Origin of the sequence: Bradyrhizobium sp. U87765 SZCCT0048, from assembly GCF_018131225.1 — a bacterium.
In the GTDB taxonomy this organism is placed as follows: domain Bacteria; phylum Pseudomonadota; class Alphaproteobacteria; order Rhizobiales; family Xanthobacteraceae; genus Bradyrhizobium_A.
Genome location: NZ_JAFCMM010000001.1, coordinates 2916793 through 2932500 on the forward strand (window position 1 = coordinate 2916793; position 15708 = coordinate 2932500).

Annotated in this window: 15 protein-coding genes and 1 tRNA gene (1 of these 16 only partly in view); 7 read left to right on the forward strand and 9 right to left on the reverse strand. The window is 64.4% G+C overall.

The annotated features are described in order from the left end of the window. Positions 1 to 42 precede the first annotated feature (42 nt). The 3 genes from JQ639_RS12965 to JQ639_RS12975 form a co-directional block, all read right to left on the reverse strand. Entirely contained in the window at positions 43 to 1092 is a 1050-nt protein-coding gene (locus tag JQ639_RS12965) for an alpha/beta fold hydrolase (RefSeq protein WP_211966482.1), read from the reverse strand. Positions 1093 to 1473: 381 nt separating this feature from the next. Continuing rightward, the gene (locus JQ639_RS12970; protein WP_211966483.1) at positions 1474 to 2403 is read right to left on the reverse strand and encodes a response regulator transcription factor; all 930 of its coding nucleotides are present in this window, start codon (positions 2401 to 2403) and stop codon (positions 1474 to 1476) included. Between the two features lie 670 nt (positions 2404 to 3073). Continuing rightward, positions 3074 to 3150 (reverse strand) — tRNA-Met (locus JQ639_RS12975). Positions 3151 to 3502: 352 nt separating this feature from the next. Between JQ639_RS12975 and JQ639_RS12980 the strand changes: the two genes are divergently transcribed. From JQ639_RS12980 to JQ639_RS12995, 4 genes are all read left to right on the forward strand, one after another. Then, positions 3503 to 4285: an SDR family oxidoreductase gene (locus tag JQ639_RS12980; RefSeq protein ID WP_211966484.1), complete on the forward strand. Its 783-nt coding sequence runs from the start codon at positions 3503 to 3505 to the stop codon at positions 4283 to 4285. A gap of 84 nt (positions 4286 to 4369) precedes the next feature. Next, positions 4370 to 5215: an MBL fold metallo-hydrolase gene (locus tag JQ639_RS12985; protein ID WP_211966485.1), complete on the forward strand. Its 846-nt coding sequence runs from the start codon at positions 4370 to 4372 to the stop codon at positions 5213 to 5215. A gap of 115 nt (positions 5216 to 5330) precedes the next feature. Beyond that, positions 5331 to 6173 carry a fumarylacetoacetate hydrolase family protein gene (locus JQ639_RS12990; RefSeq protein ID WP_211966486.1) on the forward strand — a complete coding sequence of 281 codons (843 nt, stop codon included), beginning with the start codon at positions 5331 to 5333 and terminating at the stop codon, positions 6171 to 6173. Between the two features lie 72 nt (positions 6174 to 6245). Further along, a complete protein-coding gene (locus tag JQ639_RS12995; RefSeq protein WP_211966487.1) occupies positions 6246 to 7028 on the forward strand; it encodes a transporter substrate-binding domain-containing protein in 783 nt (260 codons plus the stop codon). A gap of 84 nt (positions 7029 to 7112) precedes the next feature. Here JQ639_RS12995 and JQ639_RS13000 read toward each other — a convergent pair whose 3' ends face one another. The 3 genes from JQ639_RS13000 to JQ639_RS13010 form a co-directional block, all read right to left on the reverse strand. Further along, on the reverse strand, positions 7113 to 8282 hold the full coding sequence (locus JQ639_RS13000) for an IS481 family transposase (protein ID WP_211966488.1): 1170 nt from the start codon (positions 8280 to 8282) through the stop codon (positions 7113 to 7115). 418 nt (positions 8283 to 8700) lie between these two features. Then, positions 8701 to 9114 (reverse strand): SRPBCC family protein, encoded by a 414-nt coding sequence (locus JQ639_RS13005; protein ID WP_211966489.1) that lies wholly within the window; start codon positions 9112 to 9114, stop codon positions 8701 to 8703. 9 nt (positions 9115 to 9123) lie between these two features. Beyond that, the gene (locus tag JQ639_RS13010; RefSeq protein ID WP_211966490.1) at positions 9124 to 9486 is read right to left on the reverse strand and encodes a VOC family protein; all 363 of its coding nucleotides are present in this window, start codon (positions 9484 to 9486) and stop codon (positions 9124 to 9126) included. Positions 9487 to 9722: 236 nt separating this feature from the next. Between JQ639_RS13010 and JQ639_RS13015 the strand changes: the two genes are divergently transcribed. Beyond that, the gene (locus JQ639_RS13015) at positions 9723 to 10592 is read left to right on the forward strand and encodes a hypothetical protein (protein WP_211966491.1); all 870 of its coding nucleotides are present in this window, start codon (positions 9723 to 9725) and stop codon (positions 10590 to 10592) included. A gap of 74 nt (positions 10593 to 10666) precedes the next feature. On the opposite strand, the gene JQ639_RS13020 is transcribed toward JQ639_RS13015, so the two are convergent. Both JQ639_RS13020 and JQ639_RS13025 read right to left on the reverse strand, forming a co-directional pair. Beyond that, positions 10667 to 11500, reverse strand: coding sequence for a helix-turn-helix domain-containing protein (locus tag JQ639_RS13020; RefSeq protein WP_211966492.1), 834 nt, complete (start codon positions 11498 to 11500; stop codon positions 10667 to 10669). Then, positions 11497 to 12081 (reverse strand): methylated-DNA--[protein]-cysteine S-methyltransferase, encoded by a 585-nt coding sequence (locus tag JQ639_RS13025; RefSeq protein WP_211966493.1) that lies wholly within the window; start codon positions 12079 to 12081, stop codon positions 11497 to 11499. The genes JQ639_RS13020 and JQ639_RS13025 overlap by 4 nt, the downstream gene beginning before the upstream one ends. Positions 12082 to 12243: 162 nt before the next feature. Here JQ639_RS13025 and JQ639_RS13030 point away from each other — a divergent pair, with 162 nt between their 5' ends. Together JQ639_RS13030 and JQ639_RS13035 are read left to right on the forward strand one after the other, a co-directional pair. Continuing rightward, the gene (locus JQ639_RS13030; RefSeq protein WP_211966494.1) at positions 12244 to 13506 is read left to right on the forward strand and encodes a M20/M25/M40 family metallo-hydrolase; all 1263 of its coding nucleotides are present in this window, start codon (positions 12244 to 12246) and stop codon (positions 13504 to 13506) included. Positions 13507 to 13631: 125 nt separating this feature from the next. After that, positions 13632 to 14720, forward strand: a complete 1089-nt coding sequence (locus JQ639_RS13035; protein WP_211966495.1) for a Zn-dependent alcohol dehydrogenase — start codon at positions 13632 to 13634, stop codon at positions 14718 to 14720. Positions 14721 to 14780: 60 nt separating this feature from the next. On the opposite strand, the gene JQ639_RS13040 is transcribed toward JQ639_RS13035, so the two are convergent. Then, positions 14781 to 15708 carry the 3' portion of a M20/M25/M40 family metallo-hydrolase gene (locus tag JQ639_RS13040; protein ID WP_211966496.1) on the reverse strand. 404 nt of this gene lie beyond the right edge of the window, so 928 of the gene's 1332 nt are visible here — the last part of the coding sequence; its start codon lies beyond the right edge, outside the window — the gene reads right to left on this strand; the stop codon is at positions 14781 to 14783.

Below are 15708 nucleotides of genomic sequence, written 5' to 3' on the forward strand. Positions count from 1 at the left end.
GCGGCGGCGCCCGGGGCGGTTCAAAACTGAGTTTGGAAATCGTCAGGTCGCCAGCAATTCGTTCAGATGACGATCGACCTGCTCCATATATCCCGGCTCGAACCCGTTCAGGCCCATGTGGCCTTCAGGCGATTCGATGACGCGAAACTCGGCCTCAGGAAGAAGTCGATAATCGGCCTCGCATTCCCCCGGGGGGAAGAAGCTGTCGTGGCTGATGGGCATGACCATGGTCCTTGCCTTCACCCGCGCCAGCGCCCGGGCGAGGTCGCCTGCGGCGTGTCGCGATACGTCAGCCCGTTGCCACTTGTGCATCTCGCACAGCAGGACATTGGGATCCATCGGCTCGAAATAGGCCTTCATCACACCGTTGATGAAGTCGTCGAGCGACGACATGCCAATGATGCTGCGCCAGCGCTCCTCCTGGTAGAACTGCGTCGACCAGCCGAGTGTCGCCACGATCCGCGCCATCCGGTCCATGCCCTGGCGCACAGCAGCGCCCGAGGCGTACCAACCGCCGTTCCAGCAGGGGTCGGACGTGATCGCCTCCTTCAGGGTTTCGACAAAGATCTGCTGGTGCAGCGAAATGCGGGCTGTCGCGGCAATCGGCGCCGCCCGCTCGACCATCGCTGGATAAGCGACGATCCATTCATAAACCTGCTGCCCGCCCATCGACCCACCGACCACAAGCGCCAGCCGTTCGATGCCGAACAGGTCTTTCAACATCCGGCGCTGAGCGCGGACATCGTCGCCGATTGTAAGCTTCGGAAATTTCGCCATCGCCTGTGGCGCGGGCGTGTTCTGCGGCGACGACGACACGCCGCCGCCAAGCTGATCGACGATGACGATGAAATGCCGGTCCGGATCAAGCGCGTGGCTCTGGCCGACGTAGACATCTTCCATCACCTTGCCGGTTCCCGAGAACCAGGTCGTCACCAGAATGGCGTTGGACTTTTCCGCGTTCAGCTTGCCGAAAGTGCGATACGCGAGCTTTGCACCCCGCAGCGTTTCACCGCTTTCCAGGACGAGATTGCCGAGTTCGTAGAGCCTGAACTCGCCCTGCGTTTCGCGACCGTAAAACGGGTTCTCGATCATGGCGACGCTCAGCTCAGGCTGCCTGAAACTGAACCGGGGCGCGCCTGCGCGCACCTTCTGTCCCGATGCCCGCTGCCGCTGCTGATGCCAATCTCGCCGACGCCATCGCCGTTGCCGCAAATTGCGTCATCTCGTCTCCTCTCCCTTTCCTTCGCAAACCGCTCAAAGCTGGTTCAGCGCGGCACGATGATCTCCGTGCGAGGGGGAATCTACCAAGGGACGTGCGGCGCCATCTATCGCGAAGGTTCGCGATGCCGATCAGCTTCGGTGATGCACGGTTTCATCAGGCTATTTTGGAGAGGCGGCTGATTTTCGTCAGAAGCAGACCTTCACTCCCGACATTGCGAAGTCGACCTTCGTCGGCCCGGCTCTCGCGGATCCTCAGACCATCGACAAGTCAGTCCGCGCCAGCAGGCTGACCAGAGCGGAGGTGCTTGAAACGCCGGTCTTCTGCCGGATGCTTCTGAGCTGATGATCGATCGTGGAAAAGGACCTGCGACGAACTCTGGCTATGTCCTTGTAGCTCATCCCCTTCGCAACCAGCCTGGCGACCTCGATTTCCGAAGCCGTGAGGTTTGCCAGCCAAGCGTTCGCTGAAAGGCCCGTGTTCGCTGAAAGGCCCGTGGACAAGGTCAATGGATAGCTATCCTGCGCCTCTCCAGTCCGAACCGTCGCGTCGCGATCGGCTATCTCTTTGGCAGCGGCAACGATCGGGTTGAGGACATCGACCACCGTCTGTTCGAAACAATCGTACAGGCCGGATTCCCAGGGGGCGAAATGCTCGGTCCAGTCGGCGCAGATCAGGCCGTAGGTGCCGCGTCCGGTCCGAAGCGCCCAGGCGAACTTCGACTTCGTCCGTGCCCCCGCCAGCCTTTGCCGCAGGCGCATCGTGATGCGGCTGTCCTGCTTGATATCGGCAAAGATCACCGGGCGAGGATCCAGCCACATCGCCTGCATCGCGACATCCCGGTTGTCGACAGCTTTGCCGCCGAACGAGGGGACATCGTAGTCGGCGTCTTTCGCTTCCGCGAAACCCGGGAAATAGTCCCTTGCCTCGCGCATCCCGAAACCGGTATCGACGCGCTGGCATCGAAGTTCGGCCCGCAGCCAGTTGGTCGCAATCGACCAGCACCCCGGCAGGTCATCGAGACGAAGAAGCATGTGGGCGGCCAGATCACGCGCATGGGCGTGGCGGATCGCGGTACGATCAAGAAGCCGGGTGCGAAGCTCCCGCTGCCTTGCAAAGACATCCTCACGGAGATCCTCTGCAATGGCTGTGGTATGACACGCTTCCTGGTTCTGTGTGCCCAACAGCTCTTCCCTGTTTCGGCTTTCGACCTCGCGGACTTGCGCCTGGTCAAATTTACGGCAGATCGGCCCCCGGCGACAAGCCGCTCTTCCTTCGATTTTGTGCGCCCGCTTCCAAGGCCAATCCGATCGGAGACGCCGCTCGGACCGGGGACAGCAAGAGAGCTATTTCAAACCTAAAATAGTATTCGATTGACCTGCCCGACGGCCGCGTGTGCAGCGAGCCCGACAACGGTGAGCGCCGGCCGATGTGTCCCAACTCACGATAGCGCCCGGAATTTTCCGGCCACCCCGGTCATCCGCGAAGTCTCCGCAACGGATCCGGAGCCGTTCGGCGGGCCGCCAGTGATCGCCGATTCGAGATCCGTTACGCCGACGACGGGAGAAGGGACTTTCTGCGGAAGCGAAACGGAAGCGCACAGCAGGTCCGAAGAGTGCGATCAGCAAAATGCGGCGCGCGTCTCGATCAAGAGGACGACGCGGCGCCGCTGCCACTAACCGCCGTTTGTCAGCGCCCCAGACTCCAACCGCTCTTGATCGCGCGGTTCGTCGCCTGATCTGGCCGGGCGCAACAGCAGCCCCGTGGAAGGCCCAAACACGCGATGGCTCCCAAAACAAAAATGGCCCGCATGAAGCGGGCCATTTTCGTATCGGATCCGGTAAAATCCGAATTTGGTTGCGGGGATAGGATTTGAACCTATGACCTTCAGGTTATGAGCCTGACGAGCTACCGGGCTGCTCCACCCCGCGTTAAACCGTGCGTGCCTCTCGCTACGGGCCGTTTCCGAAGAAGAGCGAAGGCAGCGACCTTGTGACCAAGGCGCCGATTCACTTGTCCGGAGGGTCCAGAGAAGGCGTCCGGGGCATGGCCCGCGGTTGCGAGGGGTATGTACCAATCGAACCGGGATTTGGAAAGGGGCCGGAGCGATCTTTTTCATGAATTTGTGACGTTTCCCCTGCCTCTCGCAAAGCCTTGATATCGTTCGCGTTATGTCCGCCTTGCAGCCGCAGTGAAAACATGAAGCATGACTGAGGCGGCCCGCGCCGCGCCGGCAGGGCGCGGAAAGCCTGGCGCCAGGGAACAAGAAACGGGAGCACGACAGTGGATCTGGGTATTTCAGGACGGCGAGCGCTTGTCTGCGCCGCGAGCAAGGGTCTCGGACGCGCCTGCGCGATCGCGCTGGCCGACGAAGGCGTCCACGTGACGCTGGTGGCGCGCGGCGCCGAAGCACTGGAGAAGACCGCGGACGAGATCCGCCGGGCCCATGCCGGCCTCGAGGTCAAGACGGTGGCCGCCGACATCACCACGCCGGAGGGCCGCGCGGCGGCGCTCGCCGCCTGTCCGCAGCCGGACATCCTCGTCAACAACGCCGGCGGGCCGCCGCCGGGCGACTTCCGCAACTGGACCCGCGACGACTGGATCAAGGCGCTCGACGCCAACATGCTGACCCCGATCGAGCTGATCAAGGCGACGGTCGACCACATGATCGCGCGGAAGTTCGGGCGCATCGTCAACATCACCTCGGCGGCGGTGAAGGCGCCGATCGACGTCCTCGGCCTCTCCAACGGCGCGCGCACCGGCCTCACCGGCTTCGTCGCCGGCCTGTCGCGCAAGACCGTGAGACACAACGTCACCATCAATGCGCTGCTGCCGGGACCGTTCGACACCGATCGCCTGCGCACGGTGAGCACCAACCAGGCCAAGGTCGCGGGCGTCACGCCCGACGAGATCATGCGCCAGCGCGCCAGCGAGAACCCGGCAGGCCGCTTCGGCGATCCCGAGGAGTTCGGCCTCGCCTGCGCCTTCCTGTGCGGCGCCAAGTCCGGCTACATCACCGGGCAGAACATCCTGCTCGACGGCGGCGCATTTCCCGGCACACTGTAGTCACAGCATCATCGCGCGCGGATCACAGGTCCGCGCGCCAATCGTCGCGGCAGCGATCTGCGGGACCACAAGGAGAGGCGCCGGATGCAGTGGACCGTCGGCAAGGTCAAGGTCACCAAAATCATCGAGATCGACACCACCGGCGGCACCCGATTCATCCTGCCCCAGGCGTCCACCGAGGAAGCGCGCAAGCTGCCCTGGCTGGTGCCGCGCTTCGCCAACGACCAGGGGCGCCTGCGGATGACGATCCATTCGCTGATCGTCGAGACGCCGACACGGCGCATCATCGTCGACACCGGTCTCGGCAACGACAAGCAGGGCCGCCATGTGCCGGTGTGGAACGGGCTGAACACGCCGTTCCTGCAACAGCTCACCAGCGCGGGCTACCCGCCGGAGAGCATCGATCTCGTGCTCTGCACCCATCTCCATGTCGACCATGTCGGCTGGAACACACGCATCGAGGGCGACCGCTGGGTGCCGACCTTTGTCAACGCGCGCTACCTGTTCGGGAAGACCGAGTACGAACACTGGGCCGCGCATCAGGACGACGCAGCGCATCCATCGGTGTCGTTCCTCGATTCCGTGCAGCCGATCGTCGATGCTGGACGGGCCGAGCTGATCGGCCCTGAGACCAGGGTGTGCGAGGAGCTGACGCTGCTGCCGACACCCGGCCACAGCCCCGGCCATCTCAGCGTGCTGATCGAATCCGAAGGTGAAAGTCTGCTGCTGATGGGCGACGCGGCACACCATCCGGTGCAGATGGCGCATCTCGACTGGTCGTCCACCGTCGATCACGATCCGGCGCAGGCGATCCGCACCCGACACGCGTTGTTCGCGCGCTTCGCCGACACGCCGACGCGGGTGATCGGCGGCCATTTCGACATCGGCCATCTCGTGCGCGACGGCGACGCGTTCCGCCTGATTGCCTGAGGGCACGCACCTTCGTCCCATATGATGGGGCGCAGCCACCATGCCGGAGCGCGGTTGAATTTTGACGCTGACTGCTTCAAAAAACGGCCAGCACACGCCCAACGGGAGAACCACCATGAAACTCGTACGCTATGGCGCCGCCGGCCAGGAAAAGCCCGGCCTGCTCGACAGCGCCGGCCGTATCCGCGATCTGTCGGCACACATCAAGGACATCACCGGAGAGACCGTATCGCCGGAAGGCCTTGCCAAGCTCGCCAAGATCGATCCGGCATCGCTGCCGCTGGTGGACGGCAACCCGCGGTTCGGTGCGCCTGTCACCGCCATCTCCAAGTTCGTCGCCATCGGCCTGAACTATGCCGACCACGCCGCCGAATCCGGCATGCCGATCCCGCCGGAGCCGATCTTCTTCCTCAAGGCCAACACCAGCCTGTGCGGCCCGAACGACGCAACCGAGAAGCCGCGCGGTTCCACCAAGCTCGACTGGGAAGTCGAGCTCGCCGCCGTGATCGGCACCCGCGCCCGTTATGTCAGCGAAGCCGACGCCCTCAATCACGTCGCAGGCTATGCGGTGTGCAACGACGTCTCCGAGCGCAACTTCCAGCTCGAGCGCGGCGGCACCTGGACCAAGGGCAAGTCGCACGACACCTTCGGCCCGGTCGGCCCGTGGCTCGTGACCAAGGATGAAATCGCCGACCCGCAGAAGCTCGGCATGTGGCTCGACGTCAACGGCGAGCGCCGCCAGACCGGCAACACCTCGACCATGATCTTCACGGTCGCCAAGTGCATCGCCTACGTCTCGCAGTTCATGACCCTGCTGCCCGGTGACATCGTCACCACCGGCACACCGCCGGGCGTCGGCGGCGGCATGAAGCCGCCCAAGTTCCTCAATATTGGCGACATCGTCACCCTCGGCATCGATGGTCTCGGCGCACAGCGCCAGGAGATCATCGCGGCCTGATCCTGCTCACCGCCGGCGGCGCACCTTGCTGCGATCGCCGGCGGTCTCTCACGATGACCGGGAGAACACGCGATGCGGTGGACGATCCCAGCGGCGGCAACCGCGCTCGCCATGCTTGCCAGCGGCGCGCTGGCCCAGTCTCCCTCCCCGTCACGCCTCGACGACATTATCAGCCGCGGCACGCTGCGCGTCGGCATGACCGGCGACTACCGGCCCTTCACCTCCCTCAACAAGACCACGTCGAGCTTCGAGGGCTTCGACGTCGACATGGCGCAGGCGCTGGGACAGGCGCTCGGCGTCAAGGTCGAGTTCGTGCCGACGAGCTGGCCGACCATGACCCGAGATTTCGAGGCCGGCGCCTTCGACATGGCCGCCGGCGGCGTCTCCATTACCCTCGACCGCCAGAAAAAGGGGCTGTTCTCCACCGCCCTCATGCGCGAAGGCAAGACGCCGATCGCCCGTTGCGCCGATGCGGCCAGGTTCGACAGCCTCGCCGACATCGACAAGCCCGGTACCAAGGTCATCGTCAATCCCGGCGGCACCAACGAACGCTTTGCGCGCGCCCACATCAAGGCGGCGCAGATCGAGGTCTATCCCGACAACGTCACCATTTTCGATCAGATCGCCAGCGGCCATGCCGACCTGATGATGACGGATGCCTCGGAGACGCGCTATCAGCAGAAGCTGCACCCCGGCGTGCTGTGCGCGGTGCATCCGGACAAACCGTTCGACTTCGCCGAGAAAGCCTACTGGCTGCAGCGCGATGTGGCGCTCAAGGCCTTCGTCGACCAGTGGCTGCACATCATCCGCGAGAACGGCAGCTACCAGGCGACCTACGACAAGTGGTTCAAGTGAATGCGCATTGTAGAGATTGTTTTGCGACGTCCGAGTGATTCTGGGAGCGTCTCACACTCTCAGCGTCATTGCCGGACTTGATGTTCAGTCCGGGGACATGGCCGACACCCGTTCGGAGACATCACCGACACTTTTTGAGCCCGTCAAGTCGATAGTGGCGACCTGATGGGCAGCGAAGAACACGCCGTATTGTCCGTCAGCAGCGATAGGCCTGATGGCGAGGCGTTCGCCCCGGAAGGCTTGCGGCACCTTCCAGAGGCGGCCCTTGAAGCTGACATAGGCCTTCGTGGAGGACACGCTCCGCACGATCTCGTCACTGCTGTACTCCGGCGTGGGGAGGCGCTCGGGCATCCGGCGCTGGCTTGGCCGATAGCGGCTGGCCGGCACCTGCTGCCCGAGGGCCTCGTGCGGTCGCTCGAAATTGTAGATCTCGCGCCAGGCATCGAAGGCGCGCTGGGTCTCGGCGAGATCGTGGAAGCGGCGCAGCGCAAATACTTCGGCTTTGAGGGTGCGGTGGAAGCGCTCGTTCTTGCCGCGGCTTTGCGGATGGTACGGGCGGCTGTGAATGACGTTGATGCCGAGCTTGAGCAGCCAGACTGCAAACCGCGTCCAACGCTCCCCGGACGGATCGCCCCAGGGCGTGCCATTGTCGACGAAGAAGGCGTCCGGCAGGCCATATGTGCGAAAGATCAGCTCCAGCCGGTCTCGCACCGTCTCGCCGCGTTGGTCGGCGCATGCCTGCAGGCACAGATCATAGCGTGAGTGGTCGTCGACCACTGTAAGCGGATGACAAAGCGCATTGTTGCCGAGCCGCACCCAGCCCTTGAAGTCCATTTGCCACAGCAGGTTGGGCGCGGGCTTCTCGAACCGTTGGCTGGCCGCAGGACCGCCTGCAGGCGGCTGGACGCGCCCATGCCGATGCAGGATCTGGTGCACTGTCGAGAACGCCGGAACTTTGCTGCCTGCCCACGCCAGACGGCGGGCGATCTTGCGAGCACCCCAGGCCGGATGCGCATCACGGATCGCAAGAACCCGCTCCTCGACCTCCTGATCCATCCTGTGCGGGCTCGCATGCGGGCGGCGCGAAAAGTCCGCAAGCTCCTGATTGGCCTGCCAGCGACGCAGCCATTTGTAACCGGTATCCGGGTGGATCCCGAACCGGCGGCATAGCTCTCGCCGGTTCGCCCCTTCCTGCATCGCCAGCCGGACAAACTCCCGTCGTTGCTCCATCACCGACACCTCGAGCCATGGCATGGACCGCCTCCCTGACAGCCTGTCCATGCATTGTGATGTGTCGGCTATGTCCCCGAACACCCGTCGGTGATGTCCCCGGACTGAACACTTGATCCGGCAATCCAGCTTCCTCACCACACGACGCGAAGTCGTTAAGCTGGATCACCGGGTCTCGGCGCGGAGCCCGTCATCGGGCCGCGCTTTGCGAGGACCCGTTGGCGCCGGCCCGGTGATGACGCAGAAGGTGGCCCGGACTGCAGAGACTTGAGCTCTCTATGACTGCGGCAAGGCCTCCCCCCTCATCCTGAGGAGCCCGCGCCAGCGGGCGTCTCGAAGGATGAGGCCACAGCCGCCGGGCCTCGTGGTTCGAGACGCGCGGCGTTGCCGCGCTCCTCACCATGAGGGGAAATCTCGACGCTCCTGGCCACGGCACTGCTGATCACATTACCGCAGCCGCCTCCTTCTCCAGCGCCGCCTTCATCGCCATGGCACCAAGCTCCATCTGCGCCGCGACATAGTCCGCGAGCGCGTTCGGCAGGAAATCCGCGACCCACACGAAACGGCAGGCGCCATCGCCCTCGGCAAGCACCTGGGCGGACGCGCTGTGCTGCGTCAACTGGCCGCCGACCACGACATAGACCAGCCGCCGCCGCGCGGCGTCACAGTCGACCAGGATCTCGCGCGCTTCCGTACCGTTGCTGAAGGTCACGATGCGCGTGTGTTCATCCTCGAGGCGGCAGGCGGTGACGAAGCCCGGCACCAGGCGCGTCGCCAGCGCACCGAAATCGGCAAGCGCCGCCCACACCCGATCGGCCGGCGCGGCGACGCTGAATTCCTTGTGAACCGATCCCATCGCAGCCTCCTACTTCAGGCACACCGCTTCGACGTTGTTGCCATCGGGATCGATCAAGAACGCGGCGTAGTAGGTCGGGCTGTAGTCGGCACGCAGCCCCGGCGCGCCATTGTCCTTGCCGCCGGCCTTGAGCCCCTCCGCATGGAACTGATCGACGGCCCTGCGGTTCGGCGCCTGGAAGGCTACGTGGGCGCCAGCGGCCGGCGATGCCTTGGCAACATGCAGCCACAGCGCCGGTGCATCCTTTGGCCCGAGGCCGGCACCGCTCGTATCGCGCGAGCACAGCACATGGCCGAGACCCGCGAGCGCTGCTTCATAGAAGCGCTCACTGGCGTCGAGGTCCTTCACCCGTAGTCCAATATGGTCGTACATGACGATATCCTGTTGTCGAGAGAGCGTCACGATAGGGTAAAGGCCGCACGGCATACTTGGACATTCTTGCCTCGTGAACCGTCCCGTAGCCGCAGCGCCCTGCAAACAGGACTGCAAACTTTTTCATTGATCGCGGCTTCACAAGAATTTTCTGTCACAGGCTTCCAATCCTGCTCGAAACGAACGAACTACAAGGTTATCGTCACCGAATTGAACCTCTGGAGTCTCAGAACGTCATGAGATTTTCTCCTTCCCTGGTTGCGGCCTGTCTGGTTTCGACGTTTTCGTTCGCCTACGCACAACCAGCGCACTCGCCGGAAGAAATCTCGAATCCGCAATGGCCAAGCAACATCCCGAGTTCAAAGCCGCCCTCGCAGTTTCGCCAGATCTACAATTGTGACAACGTCTCCCCAGCGTTGGCGAGCGCGCTTGGCACGATTACGGGGGTAAAGAGCATAACGATCGTCTGGGCCGGCGGCAAAAGCGAGGCGTCGGTTAAAGAGCTTTTGCCCAAAGAAGCTTTCAGCGCAGGTATTTTCGACGGCACGCGGCTAGAACTGCCTTCGGGGATATCATGCTCGAAGGAAAGCATTGCGGTGCTCGCTGCACCACAGAATGTCGATCCTATCCAGGTCAAAGAAACCACGAGCCCATCAGCAATTAACCGCGTCTCCGAACACCTCGTAGTTCGCGAGCAGGATGAGTTGCCCTCACCAGAAGCCAGGTTGCACCCCGGCTCGTATGCCAAGAACTATCGGATAGCGGACGCCAAGGTATTGGCCCTGTCATCGAACTATGTCGCTGTTCAGGCCGACATCCTCTATGACCGCATGGTCTATAGCGGCGACCACTATGAAAAGGCCCCCCAGGGTTCAGCCGAACCGATGTTGTTCATCGTCGGCAGGAACGTCACCGAACTCACCAGGCCTTTCCGACGCGAGTATTCTATATGCGACAAACTGGTGTCGGCCTTTACGATTTCAGGTCGCCTGCAAGTTCATGTATCCGCAAATGGATGCAACAATGGAATAAAAGGTCAAATGGTATTTGACCTATCAGGTTCTGTGCCAAGAGCGGTCTTTAGTGACTGGGATCTCTCAGACTGAACGCGCTCTGATCACAGCGAAGCCTGCACGTTCCCCGCCAGAAACACTCACGTGATCCTGGGGCGCGGACGAATTTAGATCAACCGTGCCTGCACCAGTTGGCGATCGCCCTTGGCCATGCGGCGGAAGCCGCGCGGCGAGACGCCGGCGGCGCGATGGAAGGTGCGCACGAAGTTCGAGAGATCGCCGAAGCCGACATCGAACGCCACGTCGGTGATCGCGCGCTCCTCCTCGGCAAGCAGCCGCGCGGCGCGGCGCAGCCGCGACCGCACCAGGTATTGATGCGGGCTGACCCCGAGCACCCGGGAGAACAGACGCAGGAAATGAAAGGCGGTGAGCTCCGCCTTTGCGGCGGCGCTGTCGAGGTCGATGGCGCGGTGAGAATAGGCATCGATCCACAGCGCGGTTTCCACCACGCGGCGGCGATCGGCTGTGCGGATCCGGCCACGCGTCCGCTTCGTACCGGTCACCGCCTCGGCGAATCGCGACGCCAGCAGCAGCCCTGCCTCGTCGAGCCCGAGATCGCTGCGGCCATCCGCAGCGGCCTGCGCCAGCTCGCCCGCCACCATCAGTTCCGGCAGCGGCGGCATGGCGCCTGCGCGCCACACCTCGCGATCGGACGCCAGCGTATCAGCGAGATCCGGCGCGAAACGGAAATGCAGGCACTCGTCGCCGCAGGCATGGTGCTCATGGCTGCAGACGTATTCGTCGCCGGGGCGGCCGATCAGCAGTGCGCCCGCAACAAGATCGTAGGAATGTCCCAGCGCCTCGCAGGCAAAGCTGCCCTTGCGGACATAGGCGATGGAAAAGCCATCATGCACCTCGGTGAACGGCAGGTCATCCGGACCGAGGCTGCAGCGATAATCGTTGACCGTCACCGGCCCCTGCCGCAGCGTTGTTGCGGTCATGACGGGCGTCCTGTTCGCGGTCCGCGCGGCTCGCCCGGATCGAAATCGAACAGCGACGGCGTATGGTTCACATATGCGCCCTCGATCTCCAGCATCTTCAGCTTGGTCACCACGCCGCCATTGGCGGAGAAGCCTCCCGGCTTGCCGCCGGCCGCGAGCACGCGATGACAGGGAACGATGATCGGATACGGATTCTGGCCGAGCGCCTGGCCGACCTCGCGCGACAGCTCGACGCCACCGAGCCGCTTGGCGATGTCGCCATAGGTCAACGTCTTGCCCGTCGGAATGCCGCGGGCGATGTCATAGACCTTGCGGTTGAAGTCCGGCACGCCAGCGCTGTCGAGAACGACATACGACAGATCCCTGGCCTCACCGTTCATCAGCGCCACCATGCCGATGATCGCGTCGCGCACGGTCGACGGCGCGTTGCCTTCGGGCAGATCGCCATAGCGCAGGCGCAGGCGCGCGCGCGTCTGGCGTTCGGTCGGCAGCGGCAATTGCACGCCGGTCACGCCATGTTCGCCCCATGCGATGCCGCATCGGCCGATGGCCGTATCGAACATGGTGAAACCCTGGGGCATGTCGGCTCAACCTATCACGGTGCGGCGCAACGCACTTGGAGAATCTTGCGATCATCACCGGACTGCGCCGCCTCCGCCCCCCCGGAAAGCGGTCGCCGCGTCGCTGGCAAAACGCCACATGCCTGCTAGCCTGTTCGCCCGCAAGCAGACCGGAATGTTGCCATGGCAAATTTTCTTCAAATCCTTCCGCGCGTTGTATCGACCCTCGCACTCGGCCTGATGTGCGCGGCGCCCGCTCTTGCCGCCCCGGATGCCAGGCTGAAGGCCGCGGCTGAGCAGGAACAGCAGCCGCTGATCGAGACACTCCACGACATGGTGATGATCGAATCCGGCAGTGGCGATGTCGCGGGGCTCGCCCGGATGGCCGACCTGACGGAAAGCCGCCTGAAGGCGCTCGGCTTCCGCACCGAACGGCGCAAGACCGTCGCCGGCGCGGGCGCCGATATCGTGGTCGGTACGCTCGATGGCACCGGCACGCGCAAGCTGATGCTCATCGGCCATATGGATACGGTCTACCAGAGCGGCATCCTCTCGACCCAGCCCTATCGGATCGACGGTAACCGGATCTACGGTCCCGGCATCGCCGACGACAAGGGCGGCCTTGCCGTGGTGCTGCACGCGCTCAAGATCCTCAAGGACAGCGGCTGGCGCGACTACGCCCGGCTCACGGTGATGTTCAATCCGGACGAGGAGGTCGGCTCGATCGGATCCGGCGACATCATCGCCGAGACCGCCGACCAGCACGACGTCGTGCTGTCATGCGAACCGACCCTGGCCGGGCGCGCCGACAGTCCGGATTCCGTGCTGCTCGGCGCCAGCGGCACCACCACGGTGACCATGGAGGTCAAGGGACGCGCGTCGCATGCCGGCGTCGCGCCGGACCTCGGCCGCAACGCCCTCATCGAATTGTCCTATCAACTGCTGCAGACCCGGGATGTGGCCAAGGCGATTCCCGGAGTGCAGCTGAACTGGACGGTGGCCCAGGCGGGTACCGTGCGCAACCAGATCCCGGACAAGGCGACCGCAAGCGGCGACGTGCGCCTGACGGTCGAGGACGGCGCGGCCAGGCTGCGCGCCGCACTGGAGGACAAGATCAAGTCCGGCCAGCTGGTTCCGGATACGGAGACCACCATCCGCATCGCCAAGGGCCGGCCGCCATTCGTCGGCGGCGACGCCAGCCATGCGCTGGCCAAGCGCGCCCAGGACATCTACGCCGAGCTCGACCGGCCGCTCACCGTCGTGCCCATGACCGGCGGCGGCACCGATGCCGGCTTCGCCAGCCGCGGCGGCAAGGCTGCGGTCCTGGAAAGCCTTGGCCTCGCAGGCTTCGGCTACCATGCCCGGGACGAATTCATCGTCACCGACTCGATCGTGCCGCGGCTCTACCTGATGACCCGCCTGCTGACCGAGCTGGGCAAGAGCTGAGGCCGGCCGGGACGACCGGCAGCCACTCGACGCAAGCGTCGCCGGCCTGTGGGCCGCCAAGCTCGGGCGGCCCGCTTGCAGCGGGCAACCGGCCGGCAACAACAACCGCCAAGGGAAACGCCGTCATGAAGGCTGCCGTTCTGCATGCGCCCAACACCCCGCTCACCATCGAGAACGTCGACCTGCAAAAGCCGGGCCCGCGCGAGGTGCTGATCCGCACGCGCGTGGCCGGGCTGTGTCACTCCGATCTGCATTTCATGGAGGGGCTGTATCCGCATCCACTGCCGGCGGTGCTGGGCCACGAGTCGGCCGGCATCGTCGAGCAGGTCGGAGCAGATGTCACCTATGTGGCGCCCGGCGACCATGTGGTGACCTGCCTGTCGGTGTTCTGCGGCACGTGCGACAACTGCACGACCGGCCGCACCGTGCTGTGCACCAACACCGACGTGAAGATGGCGCCCGGCCAGTCGAAGCGGCTGAGCTGGAAGGGCGGCGAGCCCATGCACCAGTTCCTGAACCTATCATCGTTCGCCGAGCAGATGCTGGTGCACGAAAACGCAATCGTCAGGATTCGCAAGGACATGCCGCTCGAGCTCGCCGCCCTGATCGGCTGCGGCGTGATCACCGGTTACGGCGCGGTGGTCAACACCGCGAAGGTCACCGCCGGCGAGACCGTGGCGATCATCGGCTGCGGCGGCGTCGGCATCGCCGCCGTCAACGGCGCCGCCATCGCCGGCGCCGGGCGGATCATCGCCATCGACACCAATCCCGCCAAGCTGCAGCTCGCGACGAAGCTCGGCGCCACCGACCTCGTCAATCCCCGGGACGGCGATCCCGTCGCGCAGGTCAGGGAGCTGACTCGCGGCGGCGTACAGCACGCCTTCGAGGTGCTGGGCCTGAAGGAAACCGTCGAGCAGTCCTTCGCCATGCTGGCGCCCGGCGGCACGGCGACCATCGTCGGGATGGTGCCATTCGGCCAGAAGGTCGAGCTGCATGGCTTCGATTTCCTGCGCGAGCGCCGCATCCAGGGCTCGTCGATGGGATCGAACCATTTCCGTGTCGACATGCCCCGCCTTATTGATTTCTACCTGCGCGGCAAGCTGCATCTCGATGACTGGATCTCGGCGAGGATCCGCCTTGCGGACATCAACGAGGGCTTCGCCAATCTCAAGGCCGGCAAGACGCTGCGCAGCATCGTGATGTTCGACGCCTGAGTTGCCGCGGCTGTCTGCTCTGCGCCATCGTGCGGCGCGGAGCGCTTGCGGCCAGACGCCTCACGGCCGCGTCCGTAGCAGTGGCTGCGTCACGCCATCGAGTCCCGTCAGCACCAGCGCGGTCAGCAGCGCATGTTGCGGACCGAGCCAGGCATCCACCGGCCTGTACCATTCATTGCGCGAATGCCAGTTGCCGCCCTCGCCGCCGCCTCCGATGGTGACGGCGGGAATCCCCAGTGACATGGCGAGATTGGAATCGGTGCTCGAACCGGCGAAGGTGACACGCGGCGCGCGCGTCAGCGTCATCACCGCACGCTGGCTCGCCTGCACGATCGGCGAATCCTCGGCCACGGCGCCCGCGGGCCGATCGCCGATCAGCTTGATCTCGACGACCAGCTTGTCCGAATTCCAGCGCGCGTTCTCCTCCGCCACGGCTTCCTTCACGAGACCAAGCAGCGTCGCTTCCAGCTTGAGCAATTCCTCGGTGGCGTTCGAACGCATGTCCACGGTCATGCGCGCCTCCGCGGCGATGGCATTGACCGAGGTCCCGCCGGCGACGGTACCGACCGTGAAGGTGGTCTTCGGATCCGCCGGCGTCCGCAGCTCGGCAATCCTTGCGACCGCCCGGCCGAGCGCATGGGTCGCGCTCGGCAGGCCGAACTCCTGGAACGAATGGCCGCCGGGCCCGCTGAAGATCATCTCGTAACGGTGGCTGCCGGTGCCCTGATTGACCACCCGCGAGATACCAAGACCGTCGATCGAGATGAAACCATCGATATCCTTGTGGTCTCGGAACAGCGCCTTGACCCCACGCAAATTGCCGAGCTCCTCCTCGCCGACGGTCGCGACGAACAGGATGTCGCCGACAGTGGTGATGCCGTTGGCGTCGAGCGCCCGGATCAGGGACAGCAGCGCGGCAAGGCCCCGCGCATCGTCACCGATGCCCGGCGCGAGCACCATACCGTCCCTCTCCTTCACGGTGACATCG